General features: G+C 71.5%; 15 protein-coding genes and 1 riboswitch. Of the genes, 4 read left to right on the plus strand and 11 right to left on the minus strand.

Annotated features, from left to right (window positions below):
• Positions 1-46: 46 nt before the first annotated feature.
• From ACIP8W_RS24925 to ACIP8W_RS24940, 4 genes are read right to left on the minus strand one after another with little or no spacing between them, the layout of a single operon-like run.
• Positions 47-829 (minus strand): ABC transporter permease, encoded by a 783-nt coding sequence (locus ACIP8W_RS24925; protein WP_401949438.1) that lies wholly within the window; start codon positions 827-829, stop codon positions 47-49.
• Positions 822-1,832, minus strand: coding sequence for an ABC transporter ATP-binding protein (locus tag ACIP8W_RS24930; RefSeq protein ID WP_401949442.1), 1,011 nt, complete (start codon positions 1,830-1,832; stop codon positions 822-824). The genes ACIP8W_RS24925 and ACIP8W_RS24930 overlap by 8 nt, the downstream gene beginning before the upstream one ends.
• Positions 1,822-2,358, minus strand: coding sequence for a hypothetical protein (locus tag ACIP8W_RS24935; protein WP_401949444.1), 537 nt, complete (start codon positions 2,356-2,358; stop codon positions 1,822-1,824). The genes ACIP8W_RS24930 and ACIP8W_RS24935 overlap by 11 nt, the downstream gene beginning before the upstream one ends.
• Positions 2,355-3,386 (minus strand): hypothetical protein, encoded by a 1,032-nt coding sequence (locus ACIP8W_RS24940; RefSeq protein ID WP_401949447.1) that lies wholly within the window; start codon positions 3,384-3,386, stop codon positions 2,355-2,357. The genes ACIP8W_RS24935 and ACIP8W_RS24940 overlap by 4 nt, the downstream gene beginning before the upstream one ends.
• Positions 3,387-3,777: 391 nt before the next feature.
• On the opposite strand from ACIP8W_RS24940, the gene ACIP8W_RS24945 reads away from it, so the two are divergent.
• Positions 3,778-5,043 carry an aspartate aminotransferase family protein gene (locus ACIP8W_RS24945; RefSeq protein ID WP_402204670.1) on the plus strand — a complete coding sequence of 422 codons (1,266 nt, stop codon included), beginning with the start codon at positions 3,778-3,780 and terminating at the stop codon, positions 5,041-5,043.
• Between the two features lie 193 nt (positions 5,044-5,236).
• Complete coding sequence (locus ACIP8W_RS24950; protein ID WP_401949453.1) at positions 5,237-6,199, plus strand: class I SAM-dependent methyltransferase; 963 nt, start codon at positions 5,237-5,239, stop codon at positions 6,197-6,199.
• 28 nt (positions 6,200-6,227) lie between these two features.
• Here ACIP8W_RS24950 and ACIP8W_RS24955 read toward each other — a convergent pair whose 3' ends face one another.
• Positions 6,228-6,950, minus strand: coding sequence for a helix-turn-helix domain-containing protein (locus tag ACIP8W_RS24955; RefSeq protein ID WP_401949456.1), 723 nt, complete (start codon positions 6,948-6,950; stop codon positions 6,228-6,230).
• Positions 6,951-8,764: 1,814 nt separating this feature from the next.
• Positions 8,765-8,927, plus strand: a riboswitch (cyclic di-AMP (ydaO/yuaA leader).
• Between the two features lie 4 nt (positions 8,928-8,931).
• Between ACIP8W_RS24955 and ACIP8W_RS24960 the strand changes: the two genes are divergently transcribed.
• Both ACIP8W_RS24960 and ACIP8W_RS24965 read left to right on the plus strand, forming a co-directional pair.
• Positions 8,932-9,660, plus strand: coding sequence for a transglycosylase SLT domain-containing protein (locus ACIP8W_RS24960; protein ID WP_402151217.1), 729 nt, complete (start codon positions 8,932-8,934; stop codon positions 9,658-9,660).
• Positions 9,661-9,765: 105 nt separating this feature from the next.
• Positions 9,766-10,257: a carboxymuconolactone decarboxylase family protein gene (locus ACIP8W_RS24965; RefSeq protein ID WP_401949461.1), complete on the plus strand. Its 492-nt coding sequence runs from the start codon at positions 9,766-9,768 to the stop codon at positions 10,255-10,257.
• A gap of 126 nt (positions 10,258-10,383) precedes the next feature.
• Here the strand turns inward: ACIP8W_RS24965 and ACIP8W_RS24970 are convergent, their stop codons facing one another.
• The 6 genes from ACIP8W_RS24970 to ACIP8W_RS24995 form a co-directional block, all read right to left on the minus strand.
• Positions 10,384-11,217, minus strand: a complete 834-nt coding sequence (locus ACIP8W_RS24970) for an aminotransferase class IV (protein ID WP_402151214.1) — start codon at positions 11,215-11,217, stop codon at positions 10,384-10,386.
• A 57-nt stretch (positions 11,218-11,274) separates the two neighbouring features.
• A complete protein-coding gene (locus ACIP8W_RS24975) occupies positions 11,275-12,483 on the minus strand; it encodes an FAD-dependent monooxygenase (protein ID WP_401949466.1) in 1,209 nt (402 codons plus the stop codon).
• Position 12,484: 1 nt separating this feature from the next.
• Positions 12,485-14,089, minus strand: coding sequence for a class I adenylate-forming enzyme family protein (locus ACIP8W_RS24980; RefSeq protein WP_402204674.1), 1,605 nt, complete (start codon positions 14,087-14,089; stop codon positions 12,485-12,487).
• Between the two features lie 29 nt (positions 14,090-14,118).
• Positions 14,119-15,780: an AMP-binding protein gene (locus tag ACIP8W_RS24985; RefSeq protein WP_401949471.1), complete on the minus strand. Its 1,662-nt coding sequence runs from the start codon at positions 15,778-15,780 to the stop codon at positions 14,119-14,121.
• Positions 15,777-17,987 (minus strand): aminodeoxychorismate synthase component I, encoded by a 2,211-nt coding sequence (gene pabB / locus ACIP8W_RS24990; protein ID WP_402204676.1) that lies wholly within the window; start codon positions 17,985-17,987, stop codon positions 15,777-15,779. Before pabB ends, ACIP8W_RS24985 begins: the two co-directional genes overlap by 4 nt.
• 996 nt (positions 17,988-18,983) lie before the next feature.
• A complete protein-coding gene (locus ACIP8W_RS24995) occupies positions 18,984-20,003 on the minus strand; it encodes a Gfo/Idh/MocA family protein (RefSeq protein WP_401949477.1) in 1,020 nt (339 codons plus the stop codon).
• Positions 20,004-20,335 lie beyond the last annotated feature (332 nt).

Genomic DNA, 20,335 nt, shown 5'->3' on the forward strand with positions numbered 1-20,335 from the left:
CTCTCTGACGGAAGGGGCTCCGAAGGGGCTCGGGGCCGCGGCGCGTTCAGGACCAGGAGAGCTTGCGCTGGTCGGCGCGGAAGAAGAGCAGGGTGAGCGCGGTGAGCCCGACGGCGAAGGCGCACAGCACTCCGGCGGGCAGCAGGACGTCCTCGACCCCGCCGCCGTCGAGGATGACGGTGGTGAAGCCGCGCATGGCCCAGTAGCTGGGGACCCCGGGCGCCAGCGGCTGGGTCCAGGCGGGCAGCGTGGCGTGCGGGGCGAGGGCGCCGCCGAGCCCGGCGAAGAACAGGGCGAGCAGATTGGCCAGGACGCTCAGCTGGGCGATGGTGCGGCACACCGCCGCCAACGCCATGCCGACCATCACCACGCACAGCGACAGGGGGACGGCGACCACGAGCAGCGCCGTCCAGGAACCGCGTACCCGCAGGTCGAACAGGAGCACACCGGCGCCGAAGACCACCGCCAACTGGAGGACGGCGACCACGAGGGGCAGCACGACGCGGCCCGCGAGGAGTTCGCCGGGGCGGGCGCCCGCGGCGCGCAGCCGGTCCCAGGTGTTCCAGCCGTGTTCCCGGAACGTGGCGAAGCCGACGAGGTTGACCAGGAAGAACAGGAACATCACCGCCATGCCCGGCACACCCTGCTCGGCGCCGTTGGCATCGCTCTCGCCGCCGGCGCGCAGCGCCGCCCGGAACAGGGGCTGCATGAAGACCATGATCAGCAGCGGCATGACGGTCCGGACGATCAGCGGCGCGGGGTCGCGCAGCAGCAGTCGGCCGTCCTGCCGGACCAGGGCGACGACCCGGCCGAGGGATCCGTCACGCATGGCGCACCGCCTCCGTGTTCTGTCGCCCGTCCGGGGGAGGTCCGTCGGGTGTCCCGGTCGACGGGGGCGTGGCCGCCGCGTACCGCTGTCCGGTCAGGCGCAGGAATACGTTCTCCAGGCTGGGCCGGACCACGTTCAGGTGGGCCAGCCGGGAGGCGTGGTCGCCGAGGGCGGCCAGGATCCCGGGCACGGCCAGGTGCGGTTGGTCGGCGCGGACGCGCAGCGACTCCCCGTCCGCGGTGACCGGCCACGGCAGCCGCAGCTCGGGCGGGGCGCCGGTGAAGGTGAGCTCCACCCAGCCGTCCCCGTGGTCGCGGACCAGGTCGGGCAGTGGCCCCCCGGCGATCATCCGCCCGTGGTCGAGGACGGCCACATCGGCGTCGAGCGCCTCGACCTCGGGGAGGTAGTGGGTGGAGTAGCAGATGGCCGTGCCGGTGGCCGCCAGCTCCCGGACGTGGCCGATGAGTCGGGTGCGGGTCTCGACATCGACGCCCGCGGTGGGTTCGTCGAGCAGCAGCAGCCGGGGGCGGTGCAGGAGGGCGACCGCGGTGTGTACGCGCCGCTGCTCGCCGCCGGAGAGCCGGGCGACCCGCCGGTCGAGGAGGGCGGTCAGGCCGAGCGGTTCGGCGACGTCCTCGGTGCGCCGGCGCACGTCGCGCCCGCGCACCCCGGCCAGCTCGGCGAAGAACCGCAGGTTCTGGCGCACGGTCAGCGGTGGGTAGACGCCGAGATCCTGGGGGGCCAGGCCGAGCCGGTTCCGGACACGCGCCACCGGCAGGCCGCACACCTCGACGGTGCCCGTGTCCGGGCGCAGCAGCCCGGCGGCCAGGGACATCAGGGTGGACTTGCCGGCTCCGTTGTGGCCGAGCAGGCCCACGATCCGGCCCTCGGGGATGGCGAGGCTCACGTCGTGCAGGGCGACGGTGGCGCCGTACCGCTTGCCGACACCGCGCAGCGACAGGACCGGAGCGTCGGCCGGACCCGGCGGGGGATCAGTCGGCACGGCGCTTCCAGGCGTCCGGGAGCAGGTCGGGCAGGGCCGCGCGGCGCAGCAGCGGCTCCCAGGTCCGGGCCAGTTTGAACCCCTTCAGCATGCCGCTGCCGGAGCGGACGTCGGGCAGCGGCTCGGCGTACCCGAGCTGCGCCTCGGTGACGCGGACATGGGCGTGGAGCCGTGCCAGCCAGGCCGTGCCGTCCTCGCCGGTGGCGTCGCGGCCCTCGGCGGCGAGCCGCAGCCCGGCACGGATCTCGTCCTCCGGTACACCGGCGAACGGGTCGAAGGCGACCTCGTCGCGTCCGTACGTCAGCTCGCCCTCGGTGCGCAACCCTCTTACGGACAGGGACAGTTGTACGAGTTCGTACGCCATGAGGACGGCGGTCTCGTGCTGTCCGGCGACGATGGCGCCCTCGACGTCCTCCAGCCGGGCGCGGCAGCCGAGCAGCAGCCGGGCGGCGCCGTGCGCACGGAAGACGAGCAGCCGCCGCAGATCGGTCGGTTCGGTCGCGACGGGCGTCGCTGTCCGGTTCACGCGGGCACCTCCGGGTCGGGGTGGGCCACGGCGCACCACACCAGGTTGTGTACGAACAGCCGCAGCAGGTCGTCCGGGGGCCGGGTGTCCGCCGGGCCGGACCAGACGACGGTGTCGCCGTCGCCGGGCGGGAGGCCGACCCCGGGGGTCTCCACGGCGCGCAGCTGCCAGCGGTCCGTCACGGTCCGGTCGTCCAGGGGGGTCGTCGTGACGCCGGCGGCCCAGCGCAGCACCGCGTGCAGCCCGTCGGGGGCGCCCACGAGGCGGTCGACGTCGGCCAGCGCACGCGGTACGTCGACCTCGGGGACGAGGGCCGCGCGCAGCACGGCGAGCCCTTCGGTGTCGCCCAGGACCTTGAGTTTCTCGCCCGCCCACTTGGACGCGAAGTACAGCTCGCCGGCGGCGGCGGCGCGGGCGTTGAGGGCGGCGACGACGGCCTCCCGGGCACGGGCGGCGGCGGCGTGGGGTTTGTACGGCAGCAGCCAGCGGGCGGCGAGCGCCAGGCGGTGCGCCTCGACGGCGTACCACCGGGTGATCGCCTCGGCGAGCCAGGGCGCGCGCAGGGAGGCGTGCCAGTCGTCCCAGGGCGGTTCGGCCGTCAGGGGCAGGCCCAGGGCAAGGCGGCCGACGGTGTTCAGGGCGCGTCGCCGGTGGTTCCACGCGTCCTCGGTGACGCTGTCGAACCGTGGCCACGGGGTGGTGGCGAGCGCCGCGGTGGTGACGCGGACGGCGCTCGCCCGGCGGATGTTGACGTCGATGAGGGAGCCGTGTTCGTGGGACTGGATCGGGAAGCGGGTGAGCCGGTCGTTCTCGACGAGGACCAGGAGGTCGAGGTCGCTGCGGTGGTTGCCGAAACCGGCGAGCACCGAACCGGCGACGACGGCGAGTACCGGGGCGCCCATGCCCTGGTCGGCTTCGCCGCGCACCACCTCCCGGGTCAGGCCGCGCTGTTCCAGGAACGCGTCCAGGCGCCGGGCGAGGGTGTCGGCGTTCGGGAACGCGACGGCACCGGCTGACGTGGTCTGCATGTGGTCGGGCACCTTTCGGCTACGAAGCGGTGGCGGGCGGGGCCCGCGGCGGTCCCGGGCGGGACGGCGCCCGGCCGGATCGCGGGCGGTGACTCCGGGGCCACGGGGGCGCCGGGCCCGCCGGGGCGGCGGCGGGGCGCGGTCGGGGCGGCCGGCCCCCGCCATCCTGCCAACGGCCGTACCCCGGAAGAGGCAACGTTCCGGCTGCCGGAACGCGGCTTCCCCGGGAGTCGGCGGCGGACTAGAACTACTGGCCGTGGGGGTGCGCCGCCGCCGTGACCCACCCGTCCTTCCCGCCCTTCGTACTTTCGTACGGAGGGAGCGGCCGCCGCCCGGCCACGGTGGGCGCGCGGTCCGCGACACGAGAGACGAGAGGAAGACCGATCCCTCTATGACAGCGCTCACCGGCCAGGAACCCGCGCGGAGCGCGCTCGCCGCCGTCCGCGCACACCTGTCGCCCCAACTCGCCCTGGTGTACGGCATGAACGGCACCGGCGCCGTGGAGGCCGACGGCGCGGGCGCCCGGCTGCGGCTGTCCGACGGCCGCAGCCTGCTGGACTTCGGCAGCTACGCGGTGACCCTGCTCGGGCAGCGACACCCGGATGTGGTGCGCGCGGTACGGCGGGAGCTGGAGGCGATGCCGGTCTCCACCCGGGTCCTGGGCAACCCCACCACGGCCCGCTTCGCGCGGGCGCTCGCCGGCTGGGCGGACCCCGGACGGCTGACGAAGGTGTGGCTCGGCCTCAACGGCTCCGACGCGGTGGAGGCCGCGCTGAAGCTGGCCCGCCTGGCGACCGGGCGCACCCGGGTCCTGGCCGTCGAGGGGGCCTACCACGGCAAGTCCCTCGGCGCCCTCGCGGCGACCTGGAACCCGCGCTACCGCCGCTCGCTGGAGTCGCTGCTGCCGGGGGTGACCCACCTGGCACCGGACGTCTCCGCGATCGCGGCCGCGTTCGCGGGCCCCGAGGTCGCCGCCGTCCTGGTCGAACCGGTCCAGGGCGAGGGCGGGGTGCGGCCCCTGGACGCGGTTTTCCTGCGGGCGCTGGGCGACGCCGCGCGCACACACGGCGCCTTCGTGATCGCCGACGAGATCCAGACGGGCCTGCGCCGTTGCGGACCCCGGCTGGCCGGCGCGGACAGCGGCCTGGAACCGGACGCGGTACTGCTCGGCAAGGCCCTCGGCGGCGGGGTGCAGCCCGTGTCCGCGGTGGTGGCCACGCCCGAGCTGTACCGGCCGCTGGCCGAGGACCCGTTCGTCCACACCACGACTTTCTCCGGCCACCCGCTGGGGGCTGCCGCGGGCCTGGCCACCCTGGTCGCCGTGGAGGAACTGGCCCCGCGCGGCGACCGGCTCGCCGGGCTGCTCGCGGCGGGCCTGACCGACCTGGCCCGGCGCCACCCCTCGCTCGTCACCGAGGTGCGGGGGCGGGGGCTGCTGTGGGGCGTGGAGTTCGGTACGGACGCGGTGGCCGGACACGTACTGATGGAACTCGGCCGGTCCGGTCTGGTGGTGTCCCCCTGTCTGGGCCGGCCCGAGGTGCTGCGTCTGCTGCCGCCGCTCGTCGCCACGGACGAGGAGGCGCAGGAGGCGCTGTCGGTGCTGGACGCGGTGTGCGCCGCGGTGCCGGACGAGTTCCGCGCCCCGTCGCCGTCGTGAGCCGCACCGCGTCACCGCGTACGCCGGTGGCTGTCCGTCCGGTCCGCCGCTCGTCCGGTAAGCCGTCCCCCGGTTCCCGAGGAGGAGTCCCCGTGCCCGTGACCCGCCCGCCCATGCCCTGTACGTCCACCTGTACGTCCACTTGTGCGTTCACGCCCTGTACGTCCACCGCTCTGCCGCGCCGGGACGCGCGGTGACCGGGGGGCCGGGCCATGGCGCGCGGTCGGCCGACCCCCCGGACCAGCGCGGAGCGCAGTACGCCTACCACCGGGAGCTGTTCCCGGCCCTGCACGACTGGGAGCGTACCGAGCGGTCGATCGTCGAGTTCACCGGGGAACAGGGCCCGAGCGGGCTGCTCGGACTCGACCAGATGGGCCATTTCGGGCCACAGGGCTGTGACCTGGTGGCCGATGTCGTACGGGCCTGGGCCGTGGACACCGGCACCCCGTCCGCGCCGGTGGCGCTCTGCGAGCTGGGCAGCGGGTTCGGCGGCGCCCTGCGCCACCTGGTGGACCGGCTGGCGACGGTCGGCGTATCCGTGCGGCGCGCCTACGGCGTGGAGCTGGTGGCGGAGCATGTCGCGGTCGGCCGCCGCATCAGCGAACGGCACGGGTTCACGCGGATCACCGAGGTGTGCGCGTCGGCGGCCGAGGTCCCGCTGCCGGACGGTTCGCTCGACGTGGTGGTGGTGACGGGGTCGATGCCGCACTTCCCCGACCCGGGGGCGGTCCTGCGGGAGGCCGCGCGGCTGCTGCGGCCGGGCGGTGCGCTGGTCCTCACCGAGGAGGTCAGTCTCACGCCCACGTCGGCACCTCCGTCGCGGGCGTTCCGTGGGACACATCCGGAGGGGGTCTTCTTCACGACGCCGCTCCCGGACCGGCTGCGGCAGTTGGCGGACGCCGGGTTCCCGGACGTGGTCCGGCACGACCTGACGCCGTGGGCACTGGCGCTGCTCGCGGAGCGGCTCAAGGTGGTGCGGCTCTTCCGCGGCAGCATCGCCGGGATCTACGGCGAGGCCGCGACCGACCTGATCCGGGACACGCTGACCGCCGCGCGAGCCGAGTACCTCGCCGGACGGCTGCTGCCGAGCCTGATCACCTCGGTCCGCCCGGCCGCGCGGGCGCAGCCTCGGGGCGCCCGGGGCCGGGTGCCCTGAGGCCGCGGGTCGGGCCCGCCCGCGGGCGTCAGGACCGGCGGGCCAGCGCCGGGGTGCGTTGCAGGGCGCGGGAGGCAGCCGCGGCGGCTGCCTGGAGGTGGGAGGCCGCCTGTGTTTCGAGGAGCCAGCCGGACGGCGCGGAGACGGCGAGGGCGCCGATCACGGTGTCGGGCGACAGCAGCAACGGGGCCGCGAGGGCGACGGTTTCGGCCGTACGCAGAATGACAAGATCCTTCCGGCGGACGTGTATCACCTCTTCACCACCGAATGCCCCGATGCCTCCTCCCTTCACTCCCGTGCGGATCGGCGGTACGTTTCGCGTACCGGTTCTTCCATGAAATCTGAGGGTTTCCCGGGCGGCGCGGGTGGAGATCGCGACCTGTTCCCCGAACTCCTTTTCGTTGCCCTGGGAATGGTGGATCTGGTCGACCAACGCGGTGTCCGCGTCGAGCGTGTCGGATATGAAGACGAACACGCCACCACGGGTGAGATGGTGCAGCCGCTCGACGAATGGCCGGGCCACGTCCCGCAGTTCCCGCTGCCCCGGCACCCGAGTACCGATCATGAAAAGTGCCACACCCAGCCGCAGGCCGTTCTCGCCGCGCTCCAGCATGTGCTCCTTCAGTAATACGGCGACGATGCGGTGAGCCGTCGCCTTCGGCATGTCGGCCCGTCGCGCCAGCTCGGAGAGTGGTATTTCCCGTTCGTACGGGCGGAAGCACCGCAGGACGCTCAGGCCGCGGGCGAGCATGGATCGAGAGCTGTTCCGGTCGGACAAATGAGCCTTCTTTCAAGACGTCGAAGGAAAGGTGCAACGCCTCGCGTATCTCCCGGATACGACGGCCTCGGGGAACGCGTGGGACGGCCGCCGGAAACCGAGCTGTCCCTGCCCCGGCGCGGCCGAGCATCGCGAGGGTGACCCGGCAGCGCCAGGATGTCCGGCGCCGGACCTGATGTGCGCCGCAGGGTGCGGCGCGTATCGAACCCCGGGGAGCGGCCCGCACCGCTCCCCGGTGCGCGTCACGTGCCGCGTTGAGCGCGTCCGCTTCGTACGCCGATCTCAGGTGGCCGTAGATCCGACATATAGATTTCCCCCAGTGGCGGTCCGTGTGGCGACGATGGCTTCAAGCGAACTGCTTTTCGAATCCGGCCTTCCCCCGACCGCTGCTCGCGCGGTACCGCATAGGGGTTCCCGGGAAAGGTCTCGCGGCGAAAGCGTTCGTCCTTCGTTTCCGCGACGGCGGAGAAGAGAGGCCGGATGATGGCGTACCGGCCCCGTCCGCGAGCGAGCCGGGCGCCGTCAATGCCGCCGTCGACGATATGGATCTTCGAAAGCGCGGCCCCCTCGTCAAATGCGTACACACCTTCGACAGGGGAGATGTGACGGTGTAAAGCGAACGCCACTTCCACCCCTCTCACTTGAACGATCCACCTTAAGCATGGCCATACGAAGTCGTCCAGGTCTAGTCCTCCCTTCCGTCGGCGATCTTGTATGGAGCTGTGAGGGTGGCGCAAAGTATGGTTGCGCTCGGCCGAGTTCCGTACCAGATTTGCTGGTTGGGTACGCGAACACCCCGGGTGGCCTGGGGACGACGGGGGCGGAATAAAAGAGCGGGATAAGGGGCGGGCAATGACCTTGAGGGTTTAACCCCTCGGGCACGGGCCGTCCTCCCGCACCGCGAGCCTCGGCTCCCTCATCCAGGGGCGCGCGGGCGCCCCGCTCGCCGGACAGCGGTGGCCGGCCCTCCTCCCGTCGCCGACCGGATCGCGGTCATGGGCGCCGGGCGCTTCGTCGAACCGGCCGAGGCCGCCGCCTCCTTCGGCGCCCTGCCCCCCGCCCCCCGTACAGTCGGGGCCTGCTGGGAGCCCTGCCCGACAGGCCGCCCGCCGGCCCCGGCGGCTCCCGCCCGCGTGTTTCCTGCTGGCGGGTGCCTGGTGCCGGGCGGGCCGGTGCGAAATACGACAGGACCCTTTCTCGTCAACGCCCTTTCTCCCTGGTGCGGTAAGGGGATCGGCTGTCGAACTCGGCGGCTTCCGAAGGGATTTGGAGAGGTGCGGGAAAAGGGTCGGGTCCGGGGCGACGGGAGAGGGAGGAAGGAGAGCGGTCCGGGCGGTCCCGGGCGGCGAGTGAGGGGTTTTGAATTCGATCATTCTCATTCGTTCCCTCGCTCTGTGGATTATCCGGATCGGGGGTCCGTGTGCCGGGATGATCTCCGCGAGCCCTGTTGTCACTATGGGCGTTTTAGGTAATTTTGTCGCTAGTTTCGTGTCTGGGGTATTTGGGGGATATGGTCGCTCATGTTGGGTCTTGTTGGGGCGGATGATCCACTTTATCCGTGATGTGCGTCACGCCCGTGGTGGGTTCGCGGTCTCTGACTGCCCGTCCATTCGGCTCACGGCAAAGGAAAGTTGAGCCCCCCGGCGGCGGGCGAATAATTTGATCTTTCCCGTTCGGAACGGCCCGCGAGGGCTGCTCGTGAATTCCGGACTTGTTTTGTCCTGGCGTTCTCGCTTACGTTCTCGTCAATCCGGGTGGAACGCCGAATCCTGCCGCTGTCCGGAAACCACACTCATCCACTCACTCACACGTACGGCAGGAGCGGGGAACCCAGGTAAGCCGCCGATTCAGAGACCGGGGATCGGCTAGGGGTGAAGTCGCGCTCATACCGCGACCGGGCATCTCCAGCCCGAATCCGACAGCTCACCTCGCAGGCGACGGAGAGGAATTCGTCATGCCCACAAAGGCCAAGCACCGTCGTACCGGAGCCGGTCCGCTCGCCAGGAGGCTCGTCGCCGCGGGCGCGGGCAGCGCCGTCGTACTCGCGCTTCCGCTGATGGCCGCCACCACGGCCCACGCGGCGCCGTCCGCGCAGAGCGCCGCCGTGAAGTCGGTACCGACGGTCACCACCGTCGTACAGAAGGCCACCACCGCGACCTACTCCGTCGTCGTGGGCGACTCCCTCTCCCGGATCGCCGCCGCCCACTCCCTGAGTGGTGGCTGGAAGAAGCTGTACGAGAACAACCGCACGGTCATCGGCGGCAACCCGGAGCTGATCAAGCCCGGTCTCCAGCTGGCGCTCGCCGGAAAGGCCGCGACGGCCGCCAAGCCCGCCGCCGCTCCGGCCGCCGCCAAGACCTACGCCAACAACCTGGACGGCTGGATCCGCGAGTCGCTGGACATCATGGCCGCGCGCGGCATCCCCGGCACGTACAACGGCCTCTACCGCAACATCATCCGCGAGTCCTCGGGCAACCCGCGCGCGATCAACCTCTGGGACTCCAACGCCGCCGCCGGGATTCCGTCCAAGGGCCTGCTCCAGGTCATCGACCCGACCTTCCGCGCGTACCACGTGCCCGGTACGTCGTTCGACAGCTACGACCCGGTCGCCAACATCACCGCCGCCGCCAACTACGCGGCCGCCCGGTACGGCTCGATCGACAACGTGAACGGCCCCTACTGACATACCGTCAGCTCGCGTCGCGAGCCGCGTACTTCCTGACAACGGCGCGTACCGAATCCTGGATTCGGTACGCGCCGGGGCTTTCCCGGGTAATAGAGTTCGGCTATGACGAATAACGAAACCGCGCCCCGTGTCGCCCTCAAGAAAATAACCCCGCAGGTTTCCGGGGCGATGGGCGCGCTGCACGCCGCCGCCGTTTCCGCCGCGAGCGACGCCAAGGTCGAACCGGAGCTTCTCGAACTGATCAGGATCCGCGCCTCGCAGATCAACGGCTGCGCTTTCTGTCTCGATATGCATACGAAGGACGCCCGTGCGCAGGGCGAGACCGAGCAGCGTGTCTACGCGCTGAACGCCTGGCGCGAGACCCCGTTCTTCACCGAGCGGGAGCGGGCCGCCCTGGCCCTGGCCGAGGCTGTGACCTTGGTGAACGACGGCCAGGTGCCTGACGCGGTATACCGGGAGGCGGCCGGGGTCTTCACGGAGGAGCAGGTCGCGGCGCTGATCTGGGCGGCCACCGTCATCAACGCGTACAACCGCATCGCCATCGCGACACGTATGGTGCCGGGCGGTTATCGGCCCGCCCCGAAGAATTCCTGAACGCCGAATATCGCGCCGGGTCGATCCTTTCGACCCGGCGCGCCCGTTTATGTCTTTTAGGTGAATTCTGTGCGGCGAGTGGGCGACCCGGTGAGTCCGCCGCCCGAAGGTTCGGTGATTCGCGGATCAGTGGTCCGGCAGCGGCTCCGCGATGCCATTCAGCCATTTCTGCCACCGCGCGGCGTGTGCAGCCGGACCCGCGAGCATCGGTGGGCCCAGCCAGCTGGTCACCGGGCGGATCCCGTGCAGGGCGTTGACGAGCCACACCTCGCGGCCCGCCAGCTCCGCCAAGGTCCGTTCCCGGTGGAGGACCCGGATCCCGGACTCCCCGGCGTGGTCCTGGATGATCGCGGTGGTGACCCCGGGCAGTACCGGCAGCCGGGGTGAGGGCAGACACAGTGTGTCGTCCTCCCACCACAGCACACTGGAACTGGTCGCCTCCAGCACCAGCCCCGAGGCGCTGGTCAGTACGGCCTCGTCGGCTCCCTGGTCGCCCGCCCGGTGCCGTACCCCGGTCAGTGTGTCGAGGTCGGGCCCCTTGCGGCGCGGTACGGTACGCGGATCCGGCTGGCCCGAGGCCCAGACCCGTACCCCGGAGGTACGCCGGGGCGAGTATCTGATCCGTACCCGCAGCCGGGGGGAGTGGTCCGCGGTCAGCAGCTCGACGCGGGGGAACCAGGCGCCCTCGCGCGGCAGCGCGGCCGTCATGTCCCGCCAGAACGAGACCAGTTGGACGGCGGGCAGGTCGGAGGCGTCGGCGCACGCGGTCAGGAACCGCTCGCGGTGCCGGGCCAGGGCGCGTACCCGGCCGTCCAGCACCAGCCAGGAATCGGCGGCCGGCAGCAGCCCGTGGAACTGGTCCGGCGGTTCGTCCACGAGGGTGAGCCCACGCCCCGGCGTCCAGCCCAGAACCTGTCCCCCGATCGTTGTGGAGGTCGCTTCGATGTGTGTGGTGGTCATCCTGGCCGTGCCTCCCGGCTGCTCCGTGTGTGCTGTCCCGCGTGCTGTCCCGTGGTGTCAGTACTTGCGGCCCGCGCTCGCCGCCGAGCCGTGCCGCGGGCCGTACGGCGCGTGCTCCAGCCACGCCCCGCACCAGGGCAGGACGGAGGAGAGCGTCGCCGCCACCCGCTGCTTCGCCCGGACGATCCGGCGCTCGGGACGCAGATGCGCCAGGGCCGTCCCCGCCGCCGCGCTGTTGAACAGCGCTGCCTCCCGCCGGGCCACGGCGAACTCCTCGACCGCGGCAGGGGAGTTGGCGGCGACCGCTGCCGCCGCTGCGGCCGCGTCCGCGATCCCGCTGTTCATGCCCCGCGCGCCGAACGGCGGGAACAGATGCGCGGCCTCGCCGACCAGCAGCACCCGCCGCCCCGGATCGGTGAACGCGCCGGCCACCTTGCGCAGGAAGTGGTACGTGGAGACCCACAGCACCCGGTCGGCGTAGCCGTCGCCCACCACACCGGGCAGCCAGCCGCGTACCGCCTCGTCCGTACCGTACTCCTCCGGGTCGTCGTCGTCCCGGCACTGGAGGTCGAGCTGGAAACCGCCGGTGAACGGCACCCGCATCACACTGCGGCCGTCGGTTCTCGGGTGCTCGTAGTGGAAGACCCGCTCCAGCGGCAGTTCGGACCCCGGGATGTCGGCGACATCGACCACGACATGGAACCCGGACGAGCGGGTGCCCTCCATGGGGATGTCCAGCGCCCGCCGCACCGCCGAGCGGGCGCCGTCCGCCGCGACGACATGGCTCGCGGTCCAGCTCCGGCCGTCCTCGGTGGTGACCTCGACGGTGTTCGCCGAGACCCGGACGTCCCCGACCCGGGCGTCCCACTCGAAGCGCACCCCGGCGCTGTCGCACGCGGCGAGCAGGAAGCGCTCGGTGTCCACCTGCCGCAGACTGGTGAACGGTGTGCGGGCGGCGGAGAAACCGGCCCCCGGCCCGTCCTCGGGCGGCGGAAAGGTGCGCGCGTACACCTCCCGCCCCCGGTACAGCGTGCGTTTGGTGTGCCAGGTCCGGCCGTACGCGGTGATCTCGGCGGCCAGCCCCGGCCGCATCGCGTCCAGGAGCTGGAGCGTCTCGCGATGGACGAACAGGGCCCGGCTGCCCGGCCGTTCACGGCCCTTCCGGTCGGCCTCCAGCACGGTCACCGGCAGCCCGCGCGCCCGCAGCGCGAGCGCCGCCGCCATGCCCACCGGACCGGCGCCCACGACCAGCACGGGCGGCGCCATCTCAGACCCCGAACCGGGCGGCCGGCAGCGCGCCCTCGGCGAGCATCCGGACGATCTCGACCCGCTTGATCTTCCAGGTGGAGGTCCTCGGCAGATCGTCGAACCGCCACTGGAGGGGGGTCGCCATCCTCGGCAGGTCCGTGGTCGCCTCGTCCCACCGCCGGGTGTCGAGCGGCTCGTCGCCCCGTACACACACCACCGGCACCGGCTCGCGCTCGGCGCCGGGCACGATGACGATCTCGCGCAGCTCTTCGAGGCGGGACATCAGTACGTCCTCGACCTCCAGATTGCTCTCCATGGAATCGATCCGGTCGATCTCACGGTCCATCAGATACAGCCCGCCCCATCGGCTTTGATAGCCCATGTCCCCCATCTGCCACCATCCGTCCCGCAGTTGGCGGTCATAGGTATCCCGCGCGCCGAGATAGGTGAGGATCCTGCCCCGGGTGCGGGCCTCGATCCGGCCTGCGGTACCGGCCTTGGCACGCCTGCCCGTGCTGTCCGCGATCCGGATCCGGGTGAATCCGGGGATCGCGGTCCCGACCCGGCGTCCGTCCGTACGGGCGGCTCCGCGCCGGGTGTACCACTGGAAGGCGACCGGGCCCGTCTCGCTCTGCCCGTACAGCTGGATGAGCCAGGGCGCGCGCCGGTGCGAGGCGCCCAGCAGCCGCTGGACGGTGCGCGGATGGATCGCGTCGAAGGTGGAGCCGTACGAACGCACCCAGGACAGCGGATCGCCGGGCGCCTCGGCCAACTCCTCCCACAGGACGAAGGTGTTGGGGTGCGTCTCGACGATGCCGGGGCGGTGTGCGGCGAGCAGCGGTCCGGCGGCGGCCGGGTCGGGGTCGACGATCATCACCAGCGGGGAGCCGAAGTTCAGCAGCACACCGAGCAGATGGTAGAAGCGCGAGTGGACGAAGGACATGTGCAGCGCCGCGGTCTCGCCCCGGGTCGGCCACCCCATCGCCTTCTGCGGGACCAGCCGGTTCCACATGGTGTTGGCACAGTGCACCGCCAGCTTCGGGGTGCCGGTGGTGCCCGAGCTGTGGGTGATCAGCGAGGGCTCGCGGGGATGCAGCCGTACCGGCGCGTGCGCGGGCGCCCCGGCGAACTTCTCCAGCGGTACGCCCGGGGTCGGCCCCGGTCCGTCGTCGACGGTCAGCACCTCGCGTACGAGAGCGGAGACATCGCCGCCCGCCGGGCCCGCGGAGCACAGCGGACCGTCCAGCTTGGCCCGGTCGGTGATCAGCCAGGGCCGATCGAGACGCCCGAGCAGCTCGCCGGCGACCGGCCCGTCCAGGCCGGGCGAGAGCAGCGCGGGGACCGCGCCGATCCGGGAGGCGGCGCAGGTCAGCACCGCGATGTCAAAGTTGTCCGACTTGTGGATGGCGACCCGCTCGGTCGGCCGGACCCCGGCCGCCCACAGCCGCGCCGACAGATCGTCGACGAGGGCGGCCAGCTCCGGATAGCCGAGGCCGAGCCCCGCCCCGGGACATACGTCCAGCGGCCGGTCCAGACTGACCGGTACGGAGCCGAACCGGGCGGCGGCCCGGTGGAACATCATGCCGAGATAGAACCCGCGCTCGGAGAAGAGGGTGTGACGCATGGGGGCCGTTCCTTCCTGATGTGTGGGGGCTACCAGGAGCCCTGGCGCACCAGATGGCGCCGGAGCTTGCCGGTCGGGGTGCGGGGGAGCGACGGCACCACGAGCACCGTCCGAGGCACCTTGAAGGGGGCCAGCCGGCGCCGGGCCAGGGCGAGGATCTCCTCCTCGAACTTCTCGAACTTCTCGGAGTCCACGCGGTCCACGCGGTCCACGGATTCCTCGGGGATGTCGGACTCACTTGTCTCGGACGCGTTCTGAGGGTGCGTCACCACGAAGGCGCGCAGCCGGGAGGCGCCCGCCTCGTCGGTGACCGCCGCCACGGCGACCTCCCGTACCCCAGGATGGGTCCGCAGCACCCCCTCGACCTCAAGGGGGGAGACGGTGATGCCGCCGACCATCTCCATGTCGTCCGACCGCCCCAGATGGCGGTACGTGCCGTCCGGCTCGCGGCGGGCCCGGTCGTGGGTGGCCAGCCAGCCGCCGGACAGGGTCCGCGCGGTGGCCTCGGGCAGATTGAGGTAGCCGGAGGTCAACGTCGGTCCCTTGACCCACAGTTCGCCCTCGTCGCCCTCGGCCACGGGACGCCCCGAGGGGTCCCGCAGCTCCACCTCGTACCCGGGCACCGGCCGGCCCACCGTACCCGGTGTGTTGTGGGAGAGGCTGTTGGCACAGAAGGCGTGGCCCGCCTCGGTGGAGCCCAGCTGCTCCAGGACGGGTGCCCCGAGCAGCTCGGTCACCCGCTCGCCGAGCCCGGCGGGCATGGCCTCCCCGGCCGACACGGCGGCGCGTACGGAGGAGAAGCACACCGCGTGCCCGTCGGACCGGTCGGCCACCAGAGCGGCATAGGCCGACGGTACGGAGTACAGCAGTGTGACCCGGTGCCGGGCGACCAGCTCGTCCAGGGCGGCCGGGGTGGGGCGCCGGCCGACCAGGACGGCCGAGGAGCCGGAGAAGAGCGGGAAGACGAACCCGTTGCCGAAGCCGTAGGCGAAGAAGAGCTTGGAGACCGACAGGGTGACATCGTCGGGCTCGATCCGCAGCAGCCGCCTCCCGATGAACTCGTAGTACGCCTCCGGGTCGCCGTGGCGGTGCACAACCCCCTTGGGACGCCCGGTGGTTCCGGAGGTGTACTGGATGTACAGGGGGGTGTCCGACCCGGCCGGATGGGGGGCGGCCGGGGCGGCGGTGCAGGTGAGCGCGAGTAACTGGTCCGCGCAGAGACGCCTGTCGGGGGTGAAGCGGTCCTCCAGCCCCGGACCGGTGACACAGAGGGTGGCGCCGGCGTCCTCGACCATGAAGTCATGGTTGTCCGTGGGCAGTTCCGGGTTGGCCAGCACGGCCACCGCGCCGAGCCGCGCGGTGGCGAGGAAGGTGGTCACCCACGCGATGGAGTCGGGGAGCGCGAGGAGCACCCGGTCGCCCGCGCGCACCCCGTGGTCGGCCAGGACGGTGGCCGCCCGCGCGGCGAGGCCGTGCACCTCGCCGTGGGTCCAGACCCGGTGGTCCTGGTGGAACGCGGGCCGGTCGGTCCAGTGGTGACGTACCGCCAGATCGGCCAGATCGGCCGCCAGGTTGCCCGGACAGGCGCGGTCCGGGTGGCCGCGGCCCGGAGCGGGCCGCTCGGCGGTCTGCCCGGTGGGGGAGCGGAACGCGGAGCGGGGGGTCAGCCGCAGTGTGGACGGGGGTGTCATCGGACCGGCTCCTCTGCGACGGCGACGGCGGTATCCAGGGGGGCCACCAGCGGGACCAGCGGCGCCGTGGGAGTGGCGGCCCGCGTGGCCTCCCCGACCGTGAGGTCGCGGTGGGCGCGCATCGGGGCCGCGGTCTTCAGCAGCATCTCGTCGTACTCCGCCGCCGGATCCGAGCCGAGGACGATCGCGCCGCCCGCGCCCAGCCGCATCCGGCCGCCGCTGAACACGGCCGTGCGGATGACGATATTGAGATCGGCGGCGCCGTTGCAGCTGAGATAGCCGATGGCGCCGGAGTAGACACCGCGCGCCTCGGTCTCCAGCGAGTCGATGATCTCCATCGTCCGCAGTTTCGGCGCGCCGGTCATCGAACCGCCGGGGAAGCAGGCGCGGACACACTCCACCGCGTCGGTGTCCGGGCGCAGCCGCCCCTCGACGGTGGAGACCAACTGGTGCACGGTGCTGTACGTCTCGGCCGCCATCAGCCGGGGGACCCGTACGGACCCGGTCTCGCAGACCCGCCCCAGATCGTTGCGGAGCAGATCGACGATCATCAGGTTCTCGGCGCGGGTCTTCTCGTCCAGCGCGAGCGACGCCCGCAGCCGGGCGTCCTCCGTCTCGGTGGCGCCACGCGGCGCGGTGCCCTTGATCGGTTTGGCCTCGGCGACCCCGTCCCGGGTGATCCGCAGGAACCGCTCGGGGGACGAGCAGGCCACATCGACCTCCCCGAACTTCAGATAGGCCGCGTACGGCGCCGGGTTGTACCGTCGCAGCACCCGGTAGTAGTCGTACGAGTCACGTGGCGCGGGCGGTCTGGCGGCGTTGGTGAGGCAGATCTCGTAACTGTCCCCTTCTCTCAACTCCCGCTGGCAGGACTCGATATCGGCGAGATAGCCCGCGCGGTCGCGCACCAGCCACGGTTCGGCGGCGGTCAGATCGAGGCCGTGCCCCGGTACGGAGGGCCGGGGTTCGCAGGGGGATGGGGCGGCGGGCACACCGCTCAGCTCCGTCACGGCGGTGTCGAGCCAGTCGGTGGCGTCCCGCAGGCCGAGCGGTGTGTCCTCGGCGAGACAGACGGCGTAGGTGTTCCCCTCCTGGTGGTCCACGACCACCAGCCGGTCGGCGAAGAGCCAGCAGGCGTCCGGGGTGTCGGCCCGGTGGCGGCCCGGCGAACCGCAGTCCGCCTTCACCTCGTACCCCAGATAGCCGACATAGCCGGTCGTGAAGTCGAAGGGCAGCTCCGGGGCGTCCACCGCGCGCAGCGCCAGCCGCTCCCGGAGGTAGTCGAACACACTGCCCTCGACCCGGCGGACCGGTTGTCCCGGCCGCTCGATCTCGCTGAGGCCGGCCTCGACGTCGTACCGTACGAACTCGCTCAGCGGGCCCCTGCCGTCCCCGAAGAACGAGAAGCGGGACTGCCCGGCCTCGACCAGGGAGCTGTCCAGCCAGAACGCGCGCGGCGCGTCGGCGGACATCCGGGTGAACGCCGTCTCGGGATCGACCGCCGTGCCGATGACCCTGCTGTGCAGCCGATGGCCACCGCCGGACACACCGGCCTCCGCGGGCGTCGCGGCGGCTCCGGGCCCGGCGCCCTGCCGCTGCTTCGGGGCCCGGGGCCGGGCGGGACGGGGTCTGGCCGCCGTCATGTCACGGAAGTTGGCGAGCATCCGGTGGCCGAACTCGGTGAGGATCGACTCGGGGTGGAACTGCACACCCCACAGCGGGCGCGTACGGTGCCGCAGCCCCATCAGCACCCCGTCCTCGGCCCACGCGGTGGCCTCCAGGGTCGACGGCAGCGGCTCGCGCACGGACAGCGAGTGGTAGCGCACCGCGGTGAAGTTCTGCGGTATTCCGCGGAACAGCCCCCGGCCGTCGTGTCTGATCGTGGACAGATGGCCGTGCCGGGGCAGGGGCGCGGAACCCACCGCGCCCTGCTCGCCGATCGCGATGCCCTGGTGCCCGAGACACACTCCCAGTACGGGGATGTTCGCCCGCGCCAGCAGGGTCGTACCGATACCGAAATCGCGTTCTCTGCCGGGGTGTCCAGGCCCCGGGGACACCACGACGTTGTCGAACTCCAGCAGATCCAGCTCGGCGCCGGCCGGGGCGTCGTTGAGCACGACGACCGGCTCCTCGCCGTTGACCTCGGCTATCAGCTGAAACAGGTTGTACGTGTACGAGTCATAGTTGTCGATGAGCAGAGTCTTCACCCGGCCCACCTCCTTTTCGTCTTTCCGGGGCCTTCCGGTTCTTTACGCAGCCTTCATGCGGCCCGCCCGTTTGCGCGGGACCGCCGCTTGTGCCGTCCGCGCAGCGCCCGCAATGGCGGGTAAAGCCATTTTTTGAGAAAGCGCTGGAGGCGAGGCATGAGTACCCAGGTGACAATGGCTGTTACGGCCAGGCAGAGAATAAGAGTCCGTACGAGAGCATTGAAATGGTTGAGGTAGGGAATGACCGTCAGATTGAATATGAGCACGGGAGGGAAGACCGCACTCATATTCACCATCCACAGTTTCCATTTCGGCGGAGGCTTGGGAGGCACCGGCAGGGGCAGTGCCGCCGGGCCCTCGAACCAGGGCTTCAGCCCGCGTATCCTGCGGTGTCCCGTCTCTCTGGCGAGCCGGTCCCCCTGGGCCGCCCACTGCACCCGGGCGGCGGATTCCTCCCATACTCCGGCGGATCTCTCACAGTCGAACCGGTGAATGACATGCCATTCGACCCCGGAATCTCCGGGAGCGAGTACGCCACCGCCCAAGTACCCCGGAGCGCGGGCGGTCGCACCCAATAAAGCCATGGCCCACGAGCTGAATTCCCGCTCACGGCCCTGCGCCACGTGATAGGCGGTCGTGACCGTGATCGGTTCCCTGTCCACTGCCGGCCACGCCCTTCCGCCGGCATCGGTTGCCGGTCATTCCCGTCCCTGAGCGATCACGTTCGAAGGAGCCGATGTTCTTGAATACGAGAACAGTGCCCCATCCGTTCAGGTCGCGTGCGGAAACTTTCCAACTTTCCGGCCGGGGGGTGGTCATTACATCGTCATCACACCGTTGGCCTGCGGTTTCATCCGGAAAATTCTTCGGGCAGGGGCCGGACGGAATCGGGCCCGATTCACCGCGAAGCGGTCCCGACAGCACAAAACCGCCGCCCGGCCGGACTCCGTGGGTCCGGCCGGGCGGCGGTCGTTGGGGTTCAGGCGGTTCGTACGGTCAGGAGGCTCCGCCGTAGAAGGCGGGGCGCTTCTCCAGGGCGTCGACACGGACGATCTCGCCGGACTCCAGCGCCTGGACGAGGGCGTCCGTGATGACCGTCGCGGCGTAGCCGTCCCAGGCGGAGGGGCCGGTGGGCTCGGTGCCGGTCGCGACGGACTCGGCCCACTCGCGGAACTCGGTGTCGAAGGCGGCCTCGAAGCGGCCCTTCCAGTCCTGGAGGATCCCGGTGGAGGCGCTGCCGCCGCCGCGTACCGCCACGGCCGCCGGGTCGGGCAGCCGGACGGTGCCCTCCTCGCCGACGGTCTCGCACTGGATGTCGTACCCGTACTGGCAGTTGACGAAGACCTCCAGGTCGATCCGGACGCCCTCAGCGGTCTCGAAGAGCATGATCTGCGGGTCCTGGAGGTGCTCGTGCCGCTTGCGGGTCCTGCGCGGCCTCAGCACCTGTACGGAGCGGATCTCGTCGTCCAGCAGCCAGCGCAGGACGTCGATCTCGTGAACGGCGGTGTCCTGCGCGGCCATCGCGGAGGTGTAGGACTCCGGGACGCTCTGGTTGCGGTGTGCGCAGTGGACGATCAGCGGCTCGCCGATCCGGCCCGACGCGATGACCTCCTTCATCTGCCGGTAGCCCGCGTCGTACCGCCGCATGAAGCCGACCTGGACGAGCCGGGTGCCATGGGCGGTCTCCGCCTCGATGATCTTCAGACAGTCCTCGGGGAGGGTGGCGAGCGGCTTCTCGCAGAAGACCGGCTTGCCCGCCGCGATGGCGGCGAGGACGTGCTCGGCGTGGGTCGGGCCCCAGGAGGTGATCACGACGGCGTCGACATCGTCCGCCGTGATGACCTCGGAGCCGCTGGGCAGGGCGCGGGCGCCGACGGACGCGGCGACCTCCTCGGCGCGCGCGGTGTCGATGTCGAACACCGCGGTGACCTGCGTACCGGTGATCACATGGGTCAGCCGGCGGATATGGTCCTGTCCGATCATTCCGGTGCCGATCACACCGATACGCACGGTCATGGGGGTTGCCTTTCGAAGAGAGGGGTGGGGGAGCCGGAGGCCCAGAGCCTGTCGGGTGACCTCTGATCGGGCGTCCACGTCCTGGCACGCACTTCCCCAGCCTCCGGCCGGGTGCCCCCATCCGGCGTTGTCGCTGTGGAATCGCATGTACCAGACCGCGTCCGCTTTCCGGTCGAAGGTCACCCGACAGGATCAGTCCGAGGTCGGGAAGCTGAATCCGGCCTTGGTCTCCTGCGCGCGGTGGGGCCAGCGGGTGGTGACGACTTTGGTGCGGGTGTAGAAGCGGATGCCTTCGGGGCCGTGGACGGGGCTGTCGCCGATGAGGGAGTCTT

Source organism: Streptomyces sp. NPDC088554 (genome assembly GCF_044752945.1).
Classification (GTDB): domain Bacteria; phylum Actinomycetota; class Actinomycetes; order Streptomycetales; family Streptomycetaceae; genus Streptomyces.